General features: G+C 46.8%; 23 protein-coding genes and 1 pseudogene. 21 read left to right on the plus strand and 3 right to left on the minus strand.

Features of this window, described 5'->3' with window-relative positions; translation table 11 throughout:
- Nucleotides 1–56 precede the first annotated feature (56 nt).
- From BZ167_RS20730 to BZ167_RS11685, 6 genes and pseudogenes are all read left to right on the plus strand, one after another.
- Nucleotides 57–265: pseudogene (locus BZ167_RS20730) on the plus strand (hypothetical protein).
- Nucleotides 262–1,548 carry a transcription termination factor Rho gene (rho, locus tag BZ167_RS11665; protein WP_003151107.1) on the plus strand — a complete coding sequence of 429 codons (1,287 nt, stop codon included), beginning with the start codon at nt 262–264 and terminating at the stop codon, nt 1,546–1,548. The pseudogene BZ167_RS20730 and the gene rho overlap by 4 nt, the downstream one beginning before the upstream one ends.
- A 121-nt stretch (nt 1,549–1,669) precedes the next feature.
- Nucleotides 1,670–1,870: a 50S ribosomal protein L31 gene (gene rpmE, locus BZ167_RS11670; RefSeq protein ID WP_003151132.1), complete on the plus strand. Its 201-nt coding sequence runs from the start codon at nt 1,670–1,672 to the stop codon at nt 1,868–1,870.
- Nucleotides 1,871–1,954: 84 nt separating this feature from the next.
- The gene (locus tag BZ167_RS11675) at nt 1,955–2,539 is read left to right on the plus strand and encodes a thymidine kinase (protein WP_007614390.1); all 585 of its coding nucleotides are present in this window, start codon (nt 1,955–1,957) and stop codon (nt 2,537–2,539) included.
- 283 nt (nt 2,540–2,822) lie between these two features.
- Nucleotides 2,823–4,520: an oxaloacetate-decarboxylating malate dehydrogenase gene (malS, locus tag BZ167_RS11680; RefSeq protein ID WP_007407609.1), complete on the plus strand. Its 1,698-nt coding sequence runs from the start codon at nt 2,823–2,825 to the stop codon at nt 4,518–4,520.
- Between the two features lie 86 nt (nt 4,521–4,606).
- A complete protein-coding gene (locus BZ167_RS11685) occupies nt 4,607–5,563 on the plus strand; it encodes an AEC family transporter (RefSeq protein ID WP_061890874.1) in 957 nt (318 codons plus the stop codon).
- A 33-nt stretch (nt 5,564–5,596) separates the two neighbouring features.
- Here the strand turns inward: BZ167_RS11685 and racA are convergent, their stop codons facing one another.
- Together racA and gloA2 are read right to left on the minus strand one after the other, a co-directional pair.
- Nucleotides 5,597–6,160 (minus strand): chromosome-anchoring protein RacA, encoded by a 564-nt coding sequence (gene racA / locus BZ167_RS11690; protein ID WP_015418422.1) that lies wholly within the window; start codon nt 6,158–6,160, stop codon nt 5,597–5,599.
- A gap of 110 nt (nt 6,161–6,270) precedes the next feature.
- On the minus strand, nt 6,271–6,654 hold the full coding sequence (gloA2, locus tag BZ167_RS11695) for an SMU1112c/YaeR family gloxylase I-like metalloprotein (RefSeq protein WP_003151138.1): 384 nt from the start codon (nt 6,652–6,654) through the stop codon (nt 6,271–6,273).
- Between the two features lie 111 nt (nt 6,655–6,765).
- Between gloA2 and prfA the strand changes: the two genes are divergently transcribed.
- The 3 genes from prfA (at nt 6,766) to BZ167_RS11710 (ending at nt 9,047) form a co-directional block, all read left to right on the plus strand.
- Nucleotides 6,766–7,836, plus strand: a complete 1,071-nt coding sequence (gene prfA / locus BZ167_RS11700) for a peptide chain release factor 1 (protein ID WP_003151139.1) — start codon at nt 6,766–6,768, stop codon at nt 7,834–7,836.
- 1 nt (nt 7,837) lies between these two features.
- Entirely contained in the window at nt 7,838–8,698 is an 861-nt protein-coding gene (gene prmC / locus BZ167_RS11705) for a peptide chain release factor N(5)-glutamine methyltransferase (RefSeq protein WP_053573969.1), read from the plus strand.
- A 70-nt stretch (nt 8,699–8,768) separates the two neighbouring features.
- Nucleotides 8,769–9,047 carry a DUF5316 family protein gene (locus tag BZ167_RS11710; RefSeq protein WP_020954349.1) on the plus strand — a complete coding sequence of 93 codons (279 nt, stop codon included), beginning with the start codon at nt 8,769–8,771 and terminating at the stop codon, nt 9,045–9,047.
- On the opposite strand, the gene BZ167_RS11715 is transcribed toward BZ167_RS11710, so the two are convergent.
- Nucleotides 9,034–9,408, minus strand: coding sequence for a UPF0715 family protein (locus BZ167_RS11715; protein ID WP_003151143.1), 375 nt, complete (start codon nt 9,406–9,408; stop codon nt 9,034–9,036). The two genes, BZ167_RS11710 and BZ167_RS11715, sit on opposite strands and share 14 nt — an antisense overlap.
- 160 nt (nt 9,409–9,568) lie before the next feature.
- On the opposite strand from BZ167_RS11715, the gene spoIIR reads away from it, so the two are divergent.
- The 12 genes from spoIIR (at nt 9,569) to atpE (ending at nt 18,217) form a co-directional block, all read left to right on the plus strand.
- Nucleotides 9,569–10,249, plus strand: a complete 681-nt coding sequence (spoIIR, locus tag BZ167_RS11720; RefSeq protein WP_015418420.1) for a stage II sporulation protein R — start codon at nt 9,569–9,571, stop codon at nt 10,247–10,249.
- A gap of 70 nt (nt 10,250–10,319) precedes the next feature.
- A complete protein-coding gene (locus tag BZ167_RS11725) occupies nt 10,320–10,763 on the plus strand; it encodes a GNAT family N-acetyltransferase (RefSeq protein WP_015418419.1) in 444 nt (147 codons plus the stop codon).
- Between the two features lie 156 nt (nt 10,764–10,919).
- On the plus strand, nt 10,920–11,960 hold the full coding sequence (locus tag BZ167_RS11730) for an L-threonylcarbamoyladenylate synthase (protein WP_061890873.1): 1,041 nt from the start codon (nt 10,920–10,922) through the stop codon (nt 11,958–11,960).
- Between the two features lie 68 nt (nt 11,961–12,028).
- Nucleotides 12,029–12,586: a manganese efflux pump MntP gene (locus BZ167_RS11735; protein ID WP_061860953.1), complete on the plus strand. Its 558-nt coding sequence runs from the start codon at nt 12,029–12,031 to the stop codon at nt 12,584–12,586.
- 73 nt (nt 12,587–12,659) lie between these two features.
- Nucleotides 12,660–13,115: a low molecular weight protein arginine phosphatase gene (locus BZ167_RS11740; RefSeq protein WP_007407600.1), complete on the plus strand. Its 456-nt coding sequence runs from the start codon at nt 12,660–12,662 to the stop codon at nt 13,113–13,115.
- A 133-nt stretch (nt 13,116–13,248) separates the two neighbouring features.
- Nucleotides 13,249–13,698: a ribose 5-phosphate isomerase B gene (rpiB, locus tag BZ167_RS11745; protein WP_003151149.1), complete on the plus strand. Its 450-nt coding sequence runs from the start codon at nt 13,249–13,251 to the stop codon at nt 13,696–13,698.
- 13 nt (nt 13,699–13,711) lie between these two features.
- Entirely contained in the window at nt 13,712–14,254 is a 543-nt protein-coding gene (locus BZ167_RS11750; protein WP_007407598.1) for a TIGR01440 family protein, read from the plus strand.
- Between the two features lie 147 nt (nt 14,255–14,401).
- Entirely contained in the window at nt 14,402–15,649 is a 1,248-nt protein-coding gene (glyA, locus tag BZ167_RS11755; protein ID WP_015418416.1) for a serine hydroxymethyltransferase, read from the plus strand.
- 134 nt (nt 15,650–15,783) lie between these two features.
- On the plus strand, nt 15,784–16,413 hold the full coding sequence (gene upp / locus BZ167_RS11760) for a uracil phosphoribosyltransferase (RefSeq protein WP_033574393.1): 630 nt from the start codon (nt 15,784–15,786) through the stop codon (nt 16,411–16,413).
- Between the two features lie 420 nt (nt 16,414–16,833).
- The gene (gene atpI, locus BZ167_RS11765; RefSeq protein WP_003151155.1) at nt 16,834–17,217 is read left to right on the plus strand and encodes an ATP synthase subunit I; all 384 of its coding nucleotides are present in this window, start codon (nt 16,834–16,836) and stop codon (nt 17,215–17,217) included.
- A 7-nt stretch (nt 17,218–17,224) separates the two neighbouring features.
- On the plus strand, nt 17,225–17,959 hold the full coding sequence (gene atpB, locus BZ167_RS11770) for a F0F1 ATP synthase subunit A (RefSeq protein WP_014419099.1): 735 nt from the start codon (nt 17,225–17,227) through the stop codon (nt 17,957–17,959).
- 45 nt (nt 17,960–18,004) lie between these two features.
- A complete protein-coding gene (gene atpE / locus BZ167_RS11775; protein WP_003151167.1) occupies nt 18,005–18,217 on the plus strand; it encodes a F0F1 ATP synthase subunit C in 213 nt (70 codons plus the stop codon).
- The last annotated feature ends 103 nt before the right edge of the window (nt 18,218–18,320 follow it).

An 18,320-nucleotide genomic window follows, 5' to 3' on the forward strand; every position in this document is an offset into this window, starting at 1 on the left:
CCTTCTTTTGAGTACTGGGAAATTTTCAAATTCTACCGCATACAGACGATATAAATATTGATCTTCTCAAGTTTTTGTCCTCGCTTCCTTCAAAACTCATTAAGACATTCCTTTTTTAAAAAAGCGCCGATCATGGGTGGAAGTGTTACCGATAGAAGTTCCTGAACGTTTTATAAAAGAATGTGCTTTGGCGGAATCATGCGAAGCAGCCGATTTGAATGAAAACAGCAATACATTGACTATGAAAAGCGTGGTGTTTTTATGAAAGACGTATCTATTTCCTCTTTGGAAAATATGAAATTAAAAGAACTATATGAACTGGCCAGACATTATAAAATCTCCTACTACAGCAAACTGACTAAAAAAGAATTAATCTTTGCCATTCTGAAAGCCAACGCCGAGCAGGAGGATCTTCTGTTTATGGAAGGCGTGCTCGAAATCATCCAATCGGAAGGATTCGGCTTCCTCAGACCGATTAATTACTCGCCAAGCTCAGAAGACATCTACATTTCTGCTTCCCAGATCCGCCGCTTTGATTTAAGAAACGGTGACAAAGTATCCGGCAAGGTGCGTCCGCCGAAAGAAAACGAACGCTATTACGGACTTTTGCACGTTGAAGCGGTAAATGGAGATGATCCGGAATCTGCGAAAGAGCGCGTCCATTTTCCTGCGCTTACTCCGCTTTATCCGGACCGCCAAATGGTGCTTGAGACGAAACCGAATTATCTCTCAACAAGAATTCTTGATATGATGGCTCCCGTCGGTTTCGGCCAGCGCGGTCTGATCGTGGCGCCGCCGAAAGCCGGTAAAACCATGCTGTTAAAAGAAATCGCTAACAGCATTACGACAAATCAGCCTGACGCTGAATTGATCGTTCTCTTAATTGATGAAAGACCGGAAGAAGTAACGGATATTGAACGTTCCGTAGCGGGCGATGTCGTCAGCTCGACGTTCGATGAAGTGCCGGAAAATCACATTAAGGTAGCGGAGCTTGTGCTTGAACGGGCAATGCGTCTCGTTGAACACAAAAAAGATGTTATCATTCTGATGGACAGCATTACCCGCCTGGCACGGGCCTACAACCTCGTTATCCCGCCAAGCGGACGTACGCTTTCCGGCGGGATTGACCCGGCTGCGTTCCATCGTCCGAAGCGCTTTTTCGGTGCCGCGAGAAACATTGAAGAGGGCGGCAGTCTGACCATTTTGGCGACGGCGCTCGTGGACACGGGCTCCCGGATGGATGACGTCATCTATGAAGAGTTTAAAGGAACGGGCAACATGGAGCTTCACCTTGACCGTTCTCTTGCGGAAAGACGGATTTTCCCGGCGATCGATATCCGCCGCTCCGGCACACGGAAGGAAGAGCTGCTCGTGCCGAAAGAGCATCTTGACCGTTTATGGGCGATCCGCAAATCGATGTCTGATTCTCCGGACTTCGCAGAGAAGTTTATGAGAAAAATGAAAAAAACAAAAACGAATCAGGAATTCTTCGATCTGATTAACCAAGAATGGAAGCAGGCAAACCTTTCATCATCAGCCCGCCGCTGATAAAAAATGTATTTGCAAATGCAGTAAATGACTGATATAATTCTCTCATATGCGTTCCGGATTACTCCGGAATAATAACTCTGTTTCCACACGGGATTCAGGGCGGAAGGAGATGGATACAATGAAAGCAGGAATTCATCCTAATTTCAAAAAAGCAACAGTTAAATGCGCTTGCGGAAATGAATTTGAAACAGGCTCAGTAAAAGAAGAGGTACGCGTTGAGATTTGCTCTGAATGCCACCCATTCTACACTGGACGTCAAAAATTCGCTTCTGCTGATGGTCGTGTTGATCGCTTTAACAAAAAATACGGTCTTAAGTAATAATAGATTTTACAGGCAGGCAAGAATTGCTTCTTGCCTGTTTTTTATGTCCATAAACAGGAAAAAAAGGGGAGCGGATAGCCTATGTACATAATGAAGCAAAGCGGATGGCTTGAGCTGATATGCGGCAGCATGTTCTCTGGGAAATCAGAAGAGCTGATCCGCAGAGTGAAAAGAGCGACATATGCGAAGCAGGAGGTCAAGGTGTTCAAACCTGCCATTGATAATCGCTACAGTGAGGAGGCCGTCGTTTCTCACAACGGCACATCCATGACAAGCCACGTCATCTCGTCTTCGGCTGAAATATGGGATCATATCAGTGAAAGCACGGACGTCATCGCGGTAGATGAGGTGCAGTTTTTCGGCGAATCGATCATCGGCGACTTATCCTCGCTTGCGGATAAAGGCTATCGTGTCATCGCTGCCGGACTTGATATGGATTTCCGGGGAGAGCCTTTCGGCGTGGTGCCGAATCTGATGGCGGTTGCCGAATCGGTGACGAAGCTGCAGGCGGTCTGCTCCGTTTGCGGGTCGCCGGCAAGCCGTACGCAGCGTTTGATTGACGGGAAGCCCGCTTCCTATGATGATCCGGTCATTTTAGTCGGCGCGTCGGAGTCATACGAAGCGAGATGCAGACATCATCACGAAGTGCCGAAAAAAACAGACTGATAAATAACCCTTTTCATGAAAACATCGGTAAAAAATCCGGTGTTTTTTTGACGTTTTTTCAAAAATTGTAGTTAAATAACTTAAAAAAGAGTATGAAAAAATTAAGTAATTTTCATCTCTTGAATTTTCATTTTTACAGGCATAAAATGACTAAGTAATGTAAATAGTTATGAGACATTGTTCGAATAATTGTCAAAAAAAGATATAGCAGATCGCGATCACACTAGCCAAAATGGGTAATTACTTAACTTTGTTAACTATTTGAAGAAAGAAGGAGATTTTCTTGAATAATATTAAAGTAACGAAGGAAGGCAACTTAGAAACTACTTTAAGAGGAAAAGAAGTTCTATCTATCCCTACTTTAAATAAAGGTGTTGCGTTTTCAGCAGAAGAAAGAAAAAGCCTTGGATTAGACGGGCTGCTTCCTCCGACAATTCTGTCTCTTGATGAGCAGGCAAAACGCGCATACGAGCAGTTTCAAGCTCAGCCGGACCGCCTTCGCCAAAACGTGTATTTGAATGATTTGCAAAACCGTAACGAAGTTCTTTTCTTTAAATTGCTTCAAAACCATCTTCGTGAAATGCTGCCGGTTGTTTACACACCGACTGTCGGTGAAGCGATTCAAGAATACAGCCATGAGTACAGAAGACCTCAAGGGATTTACCTTTCTATCGACAACGTGGAAGGAATCGAAGAGGCATTTGAAAACCTTCATGCCACTGCCGGAGATATTGATCTGATCGTTGCGACAGACTCAGAAAGCATCCTCGGAATCGGTGACTGGGGTGTAGGCGGTATCAACATCGCCATCGGTAAATTAGCGGTATACACAGCTGCTGCCGGTATTGACCCAAGCCGTGTTATTCCTGTCGTTCTTGACGTCGGTACGAACAATGAAAAACTTCTGAACGATCCTTTATACATCGGTAACCGCCATGAACGTATCCAAGGCGAACGTTACGAAGCTTTCGTTGACGCTTATGTAAAAGCTGCGCTTAAATATTTCCCTAAAGCTCTTCTTCACTGGGAAGACCTTGGAAACAAAAACGCGCGCAATATCATGAAGAAATACAACCATGAAATTCTTACATTCAACGATGACATTCAAGGAACAGGCGCGATTACGCTTGCAGGGGTGCTTGCGGCTATGAAGAAAACAGGCGCGTCTATTAAAGACCAGCGTGTGGTTGTCTTCGGTGCGGGATCTGCCGGAATCGGAATCGCTGACCAAATCCGCGACACTATGGTGCTTGCCGGTCTGTCTGAAGAAGAAGCCAACAAAGCGTTCTACACAATGGACTACAGAGGCTTGTTAATTGAAGGTATGGAAAACATTCTTGATTTCCAAGAGCCGTACCTGCGCACAGCTGAAGAAATTAAAGATTGGAAACGCGATGAAAATGGACAAATTCCTTTCATTGAAGTGATCCGTCAAGCGAAACCGACAATCTTAATCGGTACATCAGGCCAAAGCGGCGCGTTCAGTGAAGAAATCGTCAAAGAAATGGCAAAACACGTTGAGCGTCCGGTCATCATGCCGATGTCTAACCCGACACCGCTTGCTGAAGCCGTTCCTAGCGATCTTTTCAAATGGACTGACGGCAAAGTGCTTGTGGCGACAGGAAGCCCGTTTGACAATGTAGAGTACAATGGCGTTTCTCATGAAATCGGACAATCTAACAACGCATTCGCGTTCCCTGGACTTGGTCTCGGTTCAATCGTTGTAGAAGCAAAAGTGATTACTCCTGCAATGTTTGCGGCAACTGCTGACGCAATCGCAGAAAGCGTTGATTTTGAAACACCGGGTGCAGGCCTTCTGCCGAGCATGAGCGACTTACAAGAAGTTTCAATTAAAGTTGCGATCGCCGTAGCGGAAACTGCCATTAAAGAAGGCGTGGCAAACCGCATTCCTGAAAATGTAGAACAAGCCGTTCTTGATGCAATGTGGAAACCGCAATATAAACAAGTTGTCGCTAAATAATTTTTACGATTAATTTTACAGTCCGAGGGAAAGCTTTTATATAAAGGCTAAAGTATACGGACATTAAGGATTTGGAGGAGAACATTTTGAGCTTCTTAGATATTTTAATCCTCCTGGCGCCGATCTTTTTCGTGATCGTGCTGGGATGGTTCGCAGGTCGCTTCGGAAGTTATGACGCGAAGTCAGCAAAAGGGGTAAGCACCTTAGTTACGAAGTACGCGCTTCCGGCGCATTTTATCGCAAGTATTTTAACCACTTCAAGAAGTGCGTTTTTATCACAGGTTCCTTTGATGGTCGCTTTGATCATTGGGATTGTCGGATTCTTTATCGTCATTTTGTTGGTTTGCAAATTTATCTTCAAGTATGATTTAACGAATTCATCTGTATTTTCTTTAAACTCTGCACAGCCGACATTTGCTTTTATGGGTATTCCCGTACTCGGAAGCTTATTCGGAGCAAGCGAAGTAGCGATTCCTATCGCCGTTACGGGTATCGTGGTTAACGCCATCCTTGACCCGCTTGCGATCATTATCGCTACTGTCGGTGAGTCATCTAAGAAAAAAGATGCTGAAAACGAGAACTTCTGGAAAATGACTGGTAAGTCTATTCTTCACGGTCTTTCCGAACCGCTTGCGGCTGCACCGCTTATCAGTATCATCTTGGTGCTCTGCGGTGTAACACTCCCTGCTTTGGGAGAAAAAATGCTTGATCAGCTCGGAAGCACAACATCGGGTGTCGCGCTCTTTGCCGTCGGTGTAACTGTCGGTATCCGCAGCATTAAGCTCAGTCTGCCGGCTTTCGGTATCGCTTTGTTAAAAGTTGCCGTTCAGCCTGCGCTGATGTACTTAATCGCTCTTGCAGTCGGACTTTCGGCTGACCAGATCACAAAAGCGGTATTGCTCGTTGCATTCCCTGGATCTGCGGTAGCGGCGATGATTGCCACACGTTTCGAAAAACAAGAGGAAGAAACTGCGTCCGCGTTCGTGATCAGTGCGATTTTATCTCTCATCTCACTGCCGATCATCATTGCGCTGACTGCATAATGAAAAGCTCCCTGTTTCAGGGAGCTTTTTTGATTAGAATTGAAATTTAAAAGGCGAAAATCTCGTTTTTTTTCTGGGTTTCTTATGTTCTGAAGAAGCGGCTGTTTCTGAGAGGGGAGCTGTCTGGGCAAGTTCCTGGATGCGGGAGGCCAATGTCTGCAATTCGGTATTGAGGTCGTCAATTTCCCGCCTGTGCTGAAGAAGCTGATAAGACACCCCTTCATCCGCCTTTTGTTTCAGCTGGCGTTCAAGCTCTTCTATCCTTGAAAGCAGATGGTTCTCACCTTGTTTCTCTTTCGTGAGAATGTCCAGTTTGCGCTCCAGCTCTGCCAATCTTTGTTCAGCGCCGCCATTGATTTTCGGACGCTGCAAAATGAAGCCCGTCCGTTTTTTCGGCTGCCGGGGCACTTGAACGTCCAGAAGGGCAGTGCCTTCAGAAATTTGCCGTTTGACCGATTTCAGCACATCAAGATCCTCAGGTGTAAAGGAATAATGTCCGAGCTCATTCCGTTCAGCCGGAAGATTCAGCTGCTTGACCCACCTTTGCACCGTTTTTGCGGAGACGCCGAGCTCTTTCGCGGCCATGTTTGTATTCATGATCACATACCTCCTTTTTGCTAGGTATTCGACCATGAGGCGGCGTTCCCTTCATGTTAGACAAAACAAGAAGGAATTCGCCAAAGAAAGCGGCATTTCTTCAAAAAACGTTACGCTTCATACAATTCAAGCGGAAGCTTGTCGGGATCGAAGAAAAAGGTAAACCGTTTCCCCGTCAGCGGATCGGTTCTGATCGGTTCTGTGCCGACGCCCTTTTCCTTTAACTCTCTGACGGCTGCTTCAAGATCGTTTACGGTGAAGGCGAGATGCCGGAGACCCGCGGCTTCCGGTCTGGTCGGCCGTTCGGGCGGATCGGGAAAGGAAAACAATTCAATCGCGTACGCGCCGTCCAGCGCCAGATCAAGTTTATAAGATTCCCGTTCCTTTCGGTATGTTTCTTTTATAATGCCGAAACCGAGAATCTCGGTGTAAAAAGCTTTCGACTTTTCATAATCAGAGCATATGATTGCTATATGGTGGATGGATTTCAGCATATCCGCTCCTCCTTTTTTGCTTCAGTATAACAGAGGCGAATTGCTTTTGACTGGCGATAAGCCCTATACTATAATGAGAATGTTACGCACAGGAAAACAGAGGTGAAGACCGTGTTAGACCGTTTACAGTCAATTGAACAACGATACGAAAAATTAAATGAGCTTTTAAGTGATCCGGAAGTGGTCAACGATCCGAAAAAGCTTAGAGAATATTCGAAAGAGCAATCTGATATACAAGAAACCGTTGAAGTCTATAGACAATACAGAGACGCATCAGAACAGCTTGCCGATGCGAAAGCGATGCTTGAGGAAAAGCTTGATGCCGATATGAGAGAAATGGTGAAGGAAGAAATCTCCGAACTGCAGGGAGAGACGGAAACCTTATCAGAGCGTTTGAAAGTGCTCCTCATCCCGAAAGACCCGAACGATGACAAAAACGTAATCATGGAGATCCGCGGAGCAGCGGGAGGAGAAGAAGCCGCGCTGTTTGCGGGAAATCTCTACAGAATGTACTCCCGTTATGCCGAAATCCAAGGCTGGAAGACTGAAGTCATGGAAGCAAACGTGACCGGAACGGGCGGTTACAAAGAAATCATCTTTATGATTACGGGAAAAGGCGCATACTCCAAGCTGAAGTATGAAAATGGCGCGCACCGCGTACAGCGTGTTCCGGAAACGGAATCAGGCGGCCGTATTCATACATCCACGGCGACGGTGGCGTGTCTTCCTGAAGCGGAAGAAGTAGAAGTGGACATCCACGAAAAAGACATCCGCGTCGATACATTCGCATCAAGCGGACCGGGCGGACAAAGCGTAAACACGACGATGTCGGCCGTACGCCTGACGCATTTACCGACCGGTGTCGTCGTTTCCTGTCAGGATGAAAAATCTCAGATTAAAAACAAAGAAAAAGCGATGAAGGTGCTCCGCGCCAGAATCTATGACAAATTCCAGCAGGAAGCTCAGGCTGAATATGACCAGACCCGTAAATCAGCCGTCGGTTCAGGCGACCGTTCCGAGCGTATCCGCACATACAATTTCCCGCAAAACCGTGTGACGGATCACCGCATCGGCCTGACGATTCAAAAGCTGGATCAAATCCTGGAAGGCAAGCTTGATGAAGTGGTTGAAGCGTTAATCGTAGAAGACCAGTCAAGCAAGCTCCAGCAGGCGGAAAATTAAGATGAAGACCGTTTTTGAAGCCCTAAGCTGGGCTTCTTCTTATTTAACCGAAGCGGGAAGAGAAAAAAACGCGGCCGAGCTGCTGTTGTTAAATGATACCGGAATGGATCGGAGCAAGCTTCTCGCAAGTCTGCAGGAGCCCGTCGGCGAGGACGAGCTTTATCGATTCAGACGGCACGTGGAGATGCATAAAGAAGGTATTCCGATTCAATATATTATCGGGAAAGAACAGTTTTACGGCAGGGAATTTTTTGTGAATGACGATGTTCTCATTCCGCGTCCGGAAACGGAAGAAGTCGTCTTTCATCTGCTGGACAGACAAAAGCGGGTATTTTCCGAGGCAGAACGACTGAACGTCATTGATATCGGTACGGGGAGCGGAGCCATTGCAGTGACGCTCGCCCTTGAATGCGGACATTTTTCAGTATCGGCTTCGGATATTTCAAAAGAAGCGCTGCAGGTGGCGGAAAGAAATGCGCAAAACCTCGGAGCGGACGTCTGTTTTTTGCAGGGAGATCTGTTAACTCCTTTTATTTCATCAGGGAAAAAAGCGGATATTATTGTTTCCAATCCGCCGTATATTTCTGAAGAAGAAATGGCGGATTTGTCGGATATCGTCCGTTTCCATGAGCCGCTTCATGCACTTACGGACGGCGGTGACGGTTTGAAATTCTACAAGCGGTTTATGGAGGAGCTGCCTCTTGTCATGAAAGATAAAGCGCTTGTCGTCTTTGAAATCGGATATAATCAGGGGAAAGCCGTGAAAGACCTGTTCCGTCATTCCTTTCCGAATGCGGAAGTGGAAGTCGTACAGGACATCAACGGAAAAGACAGAACCGTATCCGCGGTCATCACATCATGAAAAAAGCCCGCCGGTGACGCACACGGCGGGCTTTTGTTACAATGGAAAGAAAATGAAAGGGGCATCCGCCTTGAAAAAAGCGTTCGCCTTCGGATGTATACTCGCCGCCGCAGCTTATGCGGCGGGGTTTGTTCTGCCGTTTGGCGTTGATATCATTTTCGGCGCCGTTACGGCTGTTCTTATCGTCACAGCAATCATCGTTTCAGGGTTGGCCGTAAGCGGAGCGGAGCAGCGGGCCAATTATCATTCTGAAACAGAAGAAGGACGGCACGCCCGTTTAAAGATGGCCGCCGTTTTCTTTTGCGCCGCTCTCCCTTCAGCCGGCTGTCTGCTGATTACGCTTCTGTAGCCGGATTTTGTCTTTGCAGCAATACGGAATCCCATACCCAATAGACGACGGCTGTTAAAACCGCAAAGATATAAAAGGCTGAATTAGAAAACAGAGATTGGCCTGACGGCTGCAAAAGACCGAAGATAATCCCGTTTGCAATAAATGACACCCCTAAATAATAAAGAAAATACAGCGGATGAAATCTTTTCGGCTTTTTATTCAGAAAGTATTGAAGCGGCAGCGCAAAAATCAAATAAGGAAACAGAAAATAAAACGCCATCGAAATGAAAGCCGCGATAATGAATTGATGAACATACAAAATAGAATAAATGACAGACATACATGCCGCCGACAGCAGCACGGTGTAATTATATTTCATCTGAAAACCTCCTATCAAAATAATATCGTACCATATTTTGAATCTGTCAATGCAGATTATCAGCTTGCTAGATTTTTTTCTTCCCGCCGGTTTAAACCTTTTCCGTCATGTCCATAATGGGACTAGATAAAAAAAGCACGGAGAGGAACGGTGGGGACCGATGAAACAGACAATGATGATCTGCATATATATTTTTCTTTTATTATCAGGAGCGCTTGCGGGTTTGACAAAAGAAGAAACGGCGCGGGCATCAGCCGATGAGCCCGTCGTCATACCGGATGAAGCGATCCGGCTCAGAATTTTGGCCAACAGTGATAACGATGAGGATCAAAAGCTCAAGCGCCAGATCAGAGATGCTGTAAACAAGCAAATCACAGACTGGGTGAAAGATATCACTTCCATTGAAGAAGCGCGGCGGCTCATTCGTTCGAAGCTTCCTGAAATTAAAGAAATCGCCAAACAGACGATGAAAGAAAAGGGTGCGCATCAATCCGTTTCAGTTCAATTCAATAAAATTTCGTTTCCGACAAAGCTTTACGGCAATATGGTCTATCCGGCCGGAAAATATGAAGCGATTTTAATTACACTCGGCAATGGCGAGGGCGCCAACTGGTGGTGCGTCTTGTTTCCGCCGCTGTGCTTCCTTGATTTCTCAAACGGCGAAGCGGTGAAAGATCAGGAAGAGGGCGGACAGAAGCAGGAAGAAACGCAGAAACAGACTAAAAAAGTGCTGGATGACGTAAAAGCAAAGGCTGATAAAGCGAAGAAAGAAAATAAAGATGACGATGATACCGAAGTGAAGTTTTTCCTCGTCGATTGGATTTCAGATCTATTTTCCTGAAGTAAAAGGCATAAATCCGGATTCGATTCATAGATTGGAAGAAAGAGTTGATCGAAACGGAGGGAAATATATGTTTTATCAGCTGAGAGTGGCAAGAGATCAAGATACGGAGGCGCTGGAGGCCTTTTTGAAAAAGGCTGATACGGCACATGCGGAAATCGATCAGCAGACCAGCCGGTTTATCGTACTGGAAGACAGCGAAAAAATGATTGCCGCCTGTCTCGGGATCGAAAAATTCAGCGGCGGAAAAGGGCTTCTCCGTTCACTCGTCATGTCGGACAGGCTGAATCAAAGCCATATCGTTACACTGTTTCAAAGTATGGATGTGCTGTGTAAAAAACATGAGATTCAAGATGTCTACTTAGTCGCCAACCAGCCCTCATCTGCTGAGTTTCTGAATGTGATGGGATTTGAAGCGTGCGCCGATGCGCCTGATGAACTGTATACGTCCGAACATTTCCGCAACTCGTTATGCACAGAAGGTTCGTTTTTAATGGTGAAAACCTCTGCCTGATCTAACTTATACACAAGGTTATCCACTTATTAAAAAGTGTTGTCCACAGTTTGTGGATAACACTTGTTTTATTAAAGGACATCTTTTATACTTTCAAAAGGAATACACGAGAGAAAATAAAGTTTTACCGCTTTAAAATAAGGAGTTTGGTTATACATGAAAACAAGAAGATGGTTTGTGGATTGTTCCGCAGAATTATCCACAACCGATCCCCAGATTACACAAGCCGCGGAATTGCTCCGGCAGAATGAGGTTGTGGCTTTTCCGACAGAAACCGTTTACGGACTGGGCGCTAACGCTGAAAATACGGAAGCCGTAACGAAAATATATGAGGCGAAAGGAAGGCCGAGCGATAACCCGCTGATTGTGCATATATCCCATATCAGCCAGCTTGATCGTTTTATCAGCCATATTCCTGAGACGGCGAAAAAGCTGATGAAGCTATTCTGGCCGGGGGCGCTGACCCTTGTTCTGCCGTGTAAGCCCGGTGTGCTGTCACCCCGTGTCACCGCGGGACTTGAGACGGTAGCGGTCAGAATGCCTGATCATCCGGCAGCATTAGCCCTCATCAGCTCGGCCGGACTGCCGATCGCCGCGCCGAGCGCCAATTTATCAGGAAAACCGAGCCCGACGAAGGCCGAGCATGTAGCTCATGATTTAAACGGCCGCATTGCCGGTATTGTGGACGGCGGCGCGACGGGAATCGGAGTGGAATCAACTGTTCTGTCCTGTACGGGGAAACAGCCCGTGCTGCTTCGTCCGGGCGGCGTGACAAAAGAGCAGATTGAATCCGCCGCCGGTCCGGTTCTTGTGGATAAAGGGCTGACCGAAGAAGATGAGGTTCCTATTTCTCCCGGTATGAAATATACACATTACGCGCCTTCTGCGCCGATGGCTATTGCCGACGGCGGCGCCCGGAGAATTCAAGAACTGGCAGACGCATATAAAAGCCGGGGAAAACGAATCGGCATTCTGACAACAGAAGAGAACGCCGATAGTTACCAGGCTGATTATATCAAGGTCTGCGGCAGACGCGCCGACCTTGAAACAGTGGCGTCCGCCTTATACGATGCGCTCCGCAGCTTTGATGAAGCGGAAGTGGACATGATTATTTCTGAGTCCTTTCCGGATACCGGAGTGGGGCTCGCCGTGATGAACAGGCTGATGAAAGCCGCAGGCGGCACCGTTATCCATTAACTTGTTCTACCCCTTATCGGACATGCATAAGCTAAACAAGCGGGCACGTCCAAGGGGGTTTTTATTTCATGACGAATCTATTCATCGGGGAACTTGTCTCCTTAAGCATCATGGCATTTGCTTTGGGGACGGATGCCTTTTCCGTCGGGCTCGGAATGGGAATGATTCAGCTGAAGAAAAAACAGATTTTTCATATAGGGGTTGTCATCGGGCTGTTTCATGTCATGATGCCGCTTGCGGGAATGGCGGCCGGGCATCTGCTGTCCGGTTTTCTAGGGATGCTCGCCGTTTACATCGGCGGATCTCTTCTTTTCATTTTAGGGGTGCAGATGATCATCGCCGCGTTTAAACAATCAGACGGGCCGCTCATATCTCCGGCAGGCTCGGGACTGTTGCTGTTTGCGGTCGGTGTCAGTCTGGACAGCTTTTCTGTCGGGCTCAGTCTCGGGATGAACGGTTCCAATCCGTTTCTGGCCGTTACGCTGTTCGGGGTCTTCAGCACCGTTTTAACATGGGCGGGCCTTTTGGCGGGAAGAAAGGTGCAGTCGTGGCTCGGCTCCTACAGCGAAGCGCTTGGCGGAGCCATTTTGATCGGGTTCGGGTTGAAACTGCTTTTACCGATATAAGATACGTAAAAAAAGAAACGAAGATGCCGTTTCTTTTTTCTTCATTTATAATAGGCAGTAAGAGGTGACGGACATGAAAATAATCTTTGTGTGTACAGGCAATACGTGCCGCAGTCCTATGGCTGAGGCTCTTTTTAAATCCATTGCAGAAACGAAAGGGCTGGACGTCAGCGTAAGTTCGGCCGGCGTATTCGCGTCTCCGAACGGAAAAGCGTCGGCCCATGCCGTGGAAGCGCTGTTTGAAAAACGGATCGCTCTCAATCACAGTTCATCTCCCTTATCGGAAGAACATATCGAGACGGCTGATCTGGTGCTGGCGATGACGGAACAGCACAAACAGCTGATTGAAGGCCGATATCAAAACAGTCAGGGCAAAGTCTTTACCATTAAAGAATACGTAACGGGGGAAAACGGCGATATCTCTGACCCGTTCGGCGGTCCGCTTGATGTTTATAAACAGACGCGGGACGAACTGGAGGAGCTGCTGACCCTTTTGGCTGATCAATTGCTTGACGGAAAAAGCAAGTAATCTGTCAGAAAATCTGCAAACAGGTCATTTGCAAAACGAATGTGAAAGAGTAGAATGAAATCAACGGATTTCGTAATAAAAAGGACAAGCACACTGGGCTGTCTTCGCCCAGCCACACCTAGGAGGTAAATGAATGAAAGTAGCTATTGCGTCAGATCACGGCGGCGTCCATATCCGCGAAGAAATAAAAAGTCTTTTGGATGAATTGCAGATTGAATACATTGATATGGGCTGTGAATGCGGCGCCGGCTCTGTCGATTATTCAGACTACGCTTTTCCGGTAGCGGAAAAAGTGGTGAACGGCGAAGCTGACAGGGGAATTTTAATTTGCGGCACAGGCATCGGCATGAGCATCTCCGCAAATAAGGTAAAGGGCATACGCTGTGCGCTTGCCCATGACACCTTCAGCGCAAAAGCGACGCGTGAACACAATGACACGAATGTTCTTGCGATGGGCGAACGCGTCATCGGCCCGGGGCTGGCGCGCGAAATCGCAAAAGTCTGGCTGACGACTGAATTTACGGGCGGCCGCCACGAACGGCGGATCGGCAAAATCGCAGATTACGAAGAAAAAAATCTGTAAGAGGTGCTGGACAATGGAAGAGATGAAGCAAAAATGGACGGACATGCTGACTGAGTTTCAAGAGCAGGCAGGACTGACGGACGGCAGTCTGCTGGTGATCGGGTGCAGTACAAGTGAAGCCGCCGGAAGCCGGATCGGCACCGCCGGAAGCGGGGATTGGGCTGAATTGATATACGGCGGACTTAACCGGTTTAAGGAAAAAACGGGTGTACATCTTGCTTTTCAATGCTGCGAGCATTTAAACAGGGCGCTTGTCATTGAAGCGGAAACGGCCGAGCGGTTCAGGCTCCCCATTGTTTCAGCCGTCCCCGTCCCGAAAGCGGGCGGAGCAATGGCCTCTTATGCATACCGGCAGATGCGTTCTCCCGTGCTCGCCGAATCGATTCAGGCTGATGCCGGGATTGACATCGGCGATACGTTCATCGGCATGCATCTGAAACCCGTTGCCGTCCCTGTCCGGATATCAAGTCGTGAGCTTGGAGAAGCACATGTGACGATGGCCCGGACAAGGCCGAAGCTGATAGGCGGAATTCGCGCCGTTTATGAATGCGAATGATGAAAATGCTTTTCCTGTATAATGTTCGTGTTTTCTAATTAAATTTTGTGATTTTTTTAAATAAGCTGTTACATTCACCTGAAAAACCATGTACAATAAGGGTGGTAAAAATAAAGAACAGGAAACGGATAGGAGAGGATCTCGCTGATGAAACATTTACCTGTACAAGACAAACAAGTGTTTAACGCCATCAAAGATGAGCGTAAGCGTCAACAGACTAAGATCGAATTAATTGCTTCTGAAAACTTCGTGACGGAAGCGGTAATGGAAGCACAAGGCTCTGTTTTAACAAACAAATATGCTGAAGGCTACCCAGGCAAACGCTACTACGGCGGCTGTGAGCATGTTGATGTCGTCGAGGACATCGCCCGCGACCGCGCGAAAGAGATTTTCGGAGCTGAGCATGTAAACGTTCAGCCGCACTCAGGCGCTCAGGCGAACATGGCTGTTTACTTCACGATTTTAGAGCACGGCGACACGGTGCTCGGGATGAACCTCTCCCACGGCGGCCACTTAACACACGGAAGCCCGGTTAATTTCAGCGGCGTTCAATACAACTTTGTAGAATACGGTGTCGATAAAGACACGCAATATATAGATTATGAAGATGTGCGTGAAAAAGCGCTGGCGCATAAGCCGAAACTCATCGTTGCCGGAGCGAGCGCGTACCCCCGCACGATCGACTTTAAAAAATTCCGCGAAATCGCTGATGAAGTCGGCGCTTACTTCATGGTAGACATGGCGCATATCGCGGGTCTTGTCGCAGCCGGTCTTCATCCGAATCCGGTTCCTTACGCTGACTTTGTAACGACAACGACTCACAAGACACTTCGCGGCCCCCGCGGAGGAATGATCCTTTGCCGTGAAGAGTTCGGCAAAAAGATTGATAAATCCATTTTCCCGGGAATCCAAGGCGGACCGCTTATGCATGTCATCGCGGCCAAAGCCGTTTCTTTCGGAGAAGTGCTTGAAGATGATTTCAAAACGTATGCGCAAAACGTCATCTCGAACGCGAAGCGCCTGGCTGAGTCTCTGAACAAAGAGGGCATTCAGCTCGTATCAGGCGGAACGGATAACCACCTTGTGCTTGTCGACCTCCGTTCTCTCGGACTGACCGGAAAAGTCGCTGAACACGTTCTTGATGAAATCGGCATTACATCTAATAAAAACGCGATCCCTTACGATCCGGAAAAACCGTTCGTCACAAGCGGAATCCGTCTCGGTACGGCAGCTGTGACAAGCCGCGGCTTTGACGGTGACGCGCTTGAAGAAGTCGGCGCCATCATCGGCCTCGCGCTGAAACATCATGAAGACGAAGCAAAACTTGAAGAAGCGAGACAGCGCGTATCTGCCCTGACTGAAAAGTTTCCTTTATATAAAGAACTGGACTATTAATAAGGAAGAAACCCGCCGGAACCTTAATCCGGCGGGTTTTTTTATGATTTTCTTGAAACTGTTTGTCTTTTTCTGTAGAATCAATAGAAGTGTGAAAAAGTCACTCGGACAACAAAAAAGGAGCTGAACACAGTATGGGAAAGGTTTACGTATTTGATCATCCTTTAATACAGCATAAACTGACATATATTCGGAATGAAAATACAGGTACAAAGGATTTCAGAGACCTTGTGGACGAAGTCGCATCACTGATGGCATTTGAAATTACACGTGATCTTCCTCTTAAAGAAGTGGAAGTGAAAACACCTGTTCAAACAGCGACGTCCAAAGTAATTTCAGGGAAGAAACTCGGTATCGTGCCGATCCTGAGAGCGGGTCTCGGAATGGTTGACGGCATGCTGAAATTAATCCCGGCCGCTAAAGTGGGACATGTCGGATTATACCGTGATCCGGAAACCTTAAAACCGGTGGAATACTATGTCAAGCTTCCTTCTGATATAGAAGAACGCGAATTTATTGTCGTGGATCCGATGCTTGCTACGGGAGGCTCTGCGGTGGAAGCGATAAACAGCCTGAAAAAGCGCGGCGCGAGAAACATTCGTTTTATGTGTCTTGTAGCGGCTCCGGAAGGCGTGGAAGAACTGCAGAAACATCATTCTGACGTTGATATTTACATCGCCGCCCTTGATGAAAAACTGAATGAAAAAGGCTATATCGTTCCGGGCCTCGGTGACGCGGGTGACAGACTGTACGGAACCAAATAAATCGGAAAACCTCATTCAGGGGTTTTCTTTTTTTATCCAGATATTTGCTGAATGGGCAGAGTTCATACATTTATAGGTGAAATTGTGAACATTCTGTGTATGCTTGCGGTATAAAAAGTTTTTTAACTTTAAACAGATTGACACATGTTAGGGGCTATTGTATGCTAAACGAGGGTATTATGAGAAGGTTTTCATTCCTTTCATTTCTAGTATCCATCCTCATTTTAAATCCTCCAAAAAACCCGTTATATGAGGATTTATCTAAGCGAATGAAACAGCATCCCGTGGCATCAGGAGGATGAGTGGTTTTTTCGAACAGGCCGTTTTGCGGGACAAAAAAAGGCCTTCTGCAAAGGGTTAACCGCATGTTTTGCCGTATCCAGGAATTATATTACATTTTCATCAGGAGACAGATAGTTGATGGACGATCCCAATCTTACATTCAGCAGACAACGGAGATATGTATTTGTAATCTTAGCAATCTATTTGCTGGGATATGGTCTTACGGCGTATAAAACTGTTTTTTTAGGCCTCTTTTTGGGAACTGTTTTCAGTTTGTTTAATTTGTGGCTCTTGACCAGAAGAATGAATGCTTTTGACAAGGCCGTGGCGAAAGGAAAGTCCATACGATCACTCGGGAGCGCAGCGCGTTGGTGCAATGCGATACTTGCGATGGCTGTCGCCTTTAAATATCCCGATAAAGTCAGTGTGGCAAGTGTGATTATTGGATTAATGACAATTTATCCCGTCATTATGATAGATTCCATTATTCAGCTCAAACGTTCATCAATGGAAGAGAGGTGAAAACCCATTGAATCACGATTACAGAACTATTGATTTGTTTGGTCTTACTTTTAATCTGACAAACATTCTGATGATTACTGTGGCAAGTGTGATTGTGCTGCTGATTGCGATTCTTACTACGAGAACGCTGTCTATACGTCCAGGAAAAGCCCAGAACTTCATGGAATGGATTGTTGATTTTGTCCGCAATATTATAGGCAGTACAATGGATTTAAAAACAGGGGCTAACTTCTTGGCGCTTGGTGTAACCTTGCTGATGTACATATTTGTATCAAATATGCTGGGGCTGCCGTTTTCTGTAACGGTCGGACACGAGCTTTGGTGGAAATCACCGACGGCCGATCCGGCTATTACTCTGACTCTAGCCGTTATGGTTGTGTCGTTAACGCACTATTACGGCGTGAAGATGAAAGGTTTGAAGGAATACTCTAAGGATTACCTCAGACCGGTTCCGCTTATGTTCCCGATGAAGATCATTGAGGAGTTTGCGAATACGCTGACACTCGGACTTCGTCTTTACGGTAACATTTTCGCCGGGGAAATTCTTCTTGGCCTGCTTGCGAATCTGGCGACGAATTTCTACTCAAACAGCTTCTTTCTCGGTTTGGTCGGCACAGTCGGAGCCATTCTTCCGATGCTTGCATGGCAGGCGTTCAGCTTGTTCATCGGTACCATCCAGGCATTTATCTTTACGATGCTGACGATGGTGTACATGTCACACAAAATCAGTCATGATCATTAAAATCATATATCCATTCGGATAACATTTTAAAGGAGGAACTTTTTCATGAATTTAATAGCAGCTGCAATTGCAATCGGTTTAGGTGCACTTGGTGCAGGTATTGGTAACGGTCTGATCGTTTCACGTACGGTAGAGGGAATCGCCCGTCAGCCGGAAGCAGGAAAAGAACTTAGAACTCTTATGTTCATGGGTATCGCATTGGTTGAGGCCCTTCCGATTATCGCTGTCGTTATCGCGTTCTTAGCGTTCTTTGGCTAAGCAAAAAAGCCTTATATGAACTAAAAATGGCGAAGATCACTCTAAGAGAACCTTCGCCATTGCTTTATGTCTGATAAGCAGGCCGTACCGAAACGGCTTTTTA

Origin of the sequence: Bacillus sp. 275, from assembly GCF_001999205.1 — a bacterium.
GTDB lineage: Bacteria > Bacillota > Bacilli > Bacillales > Bacillaceae > Bacillus > Bacillus velezensis.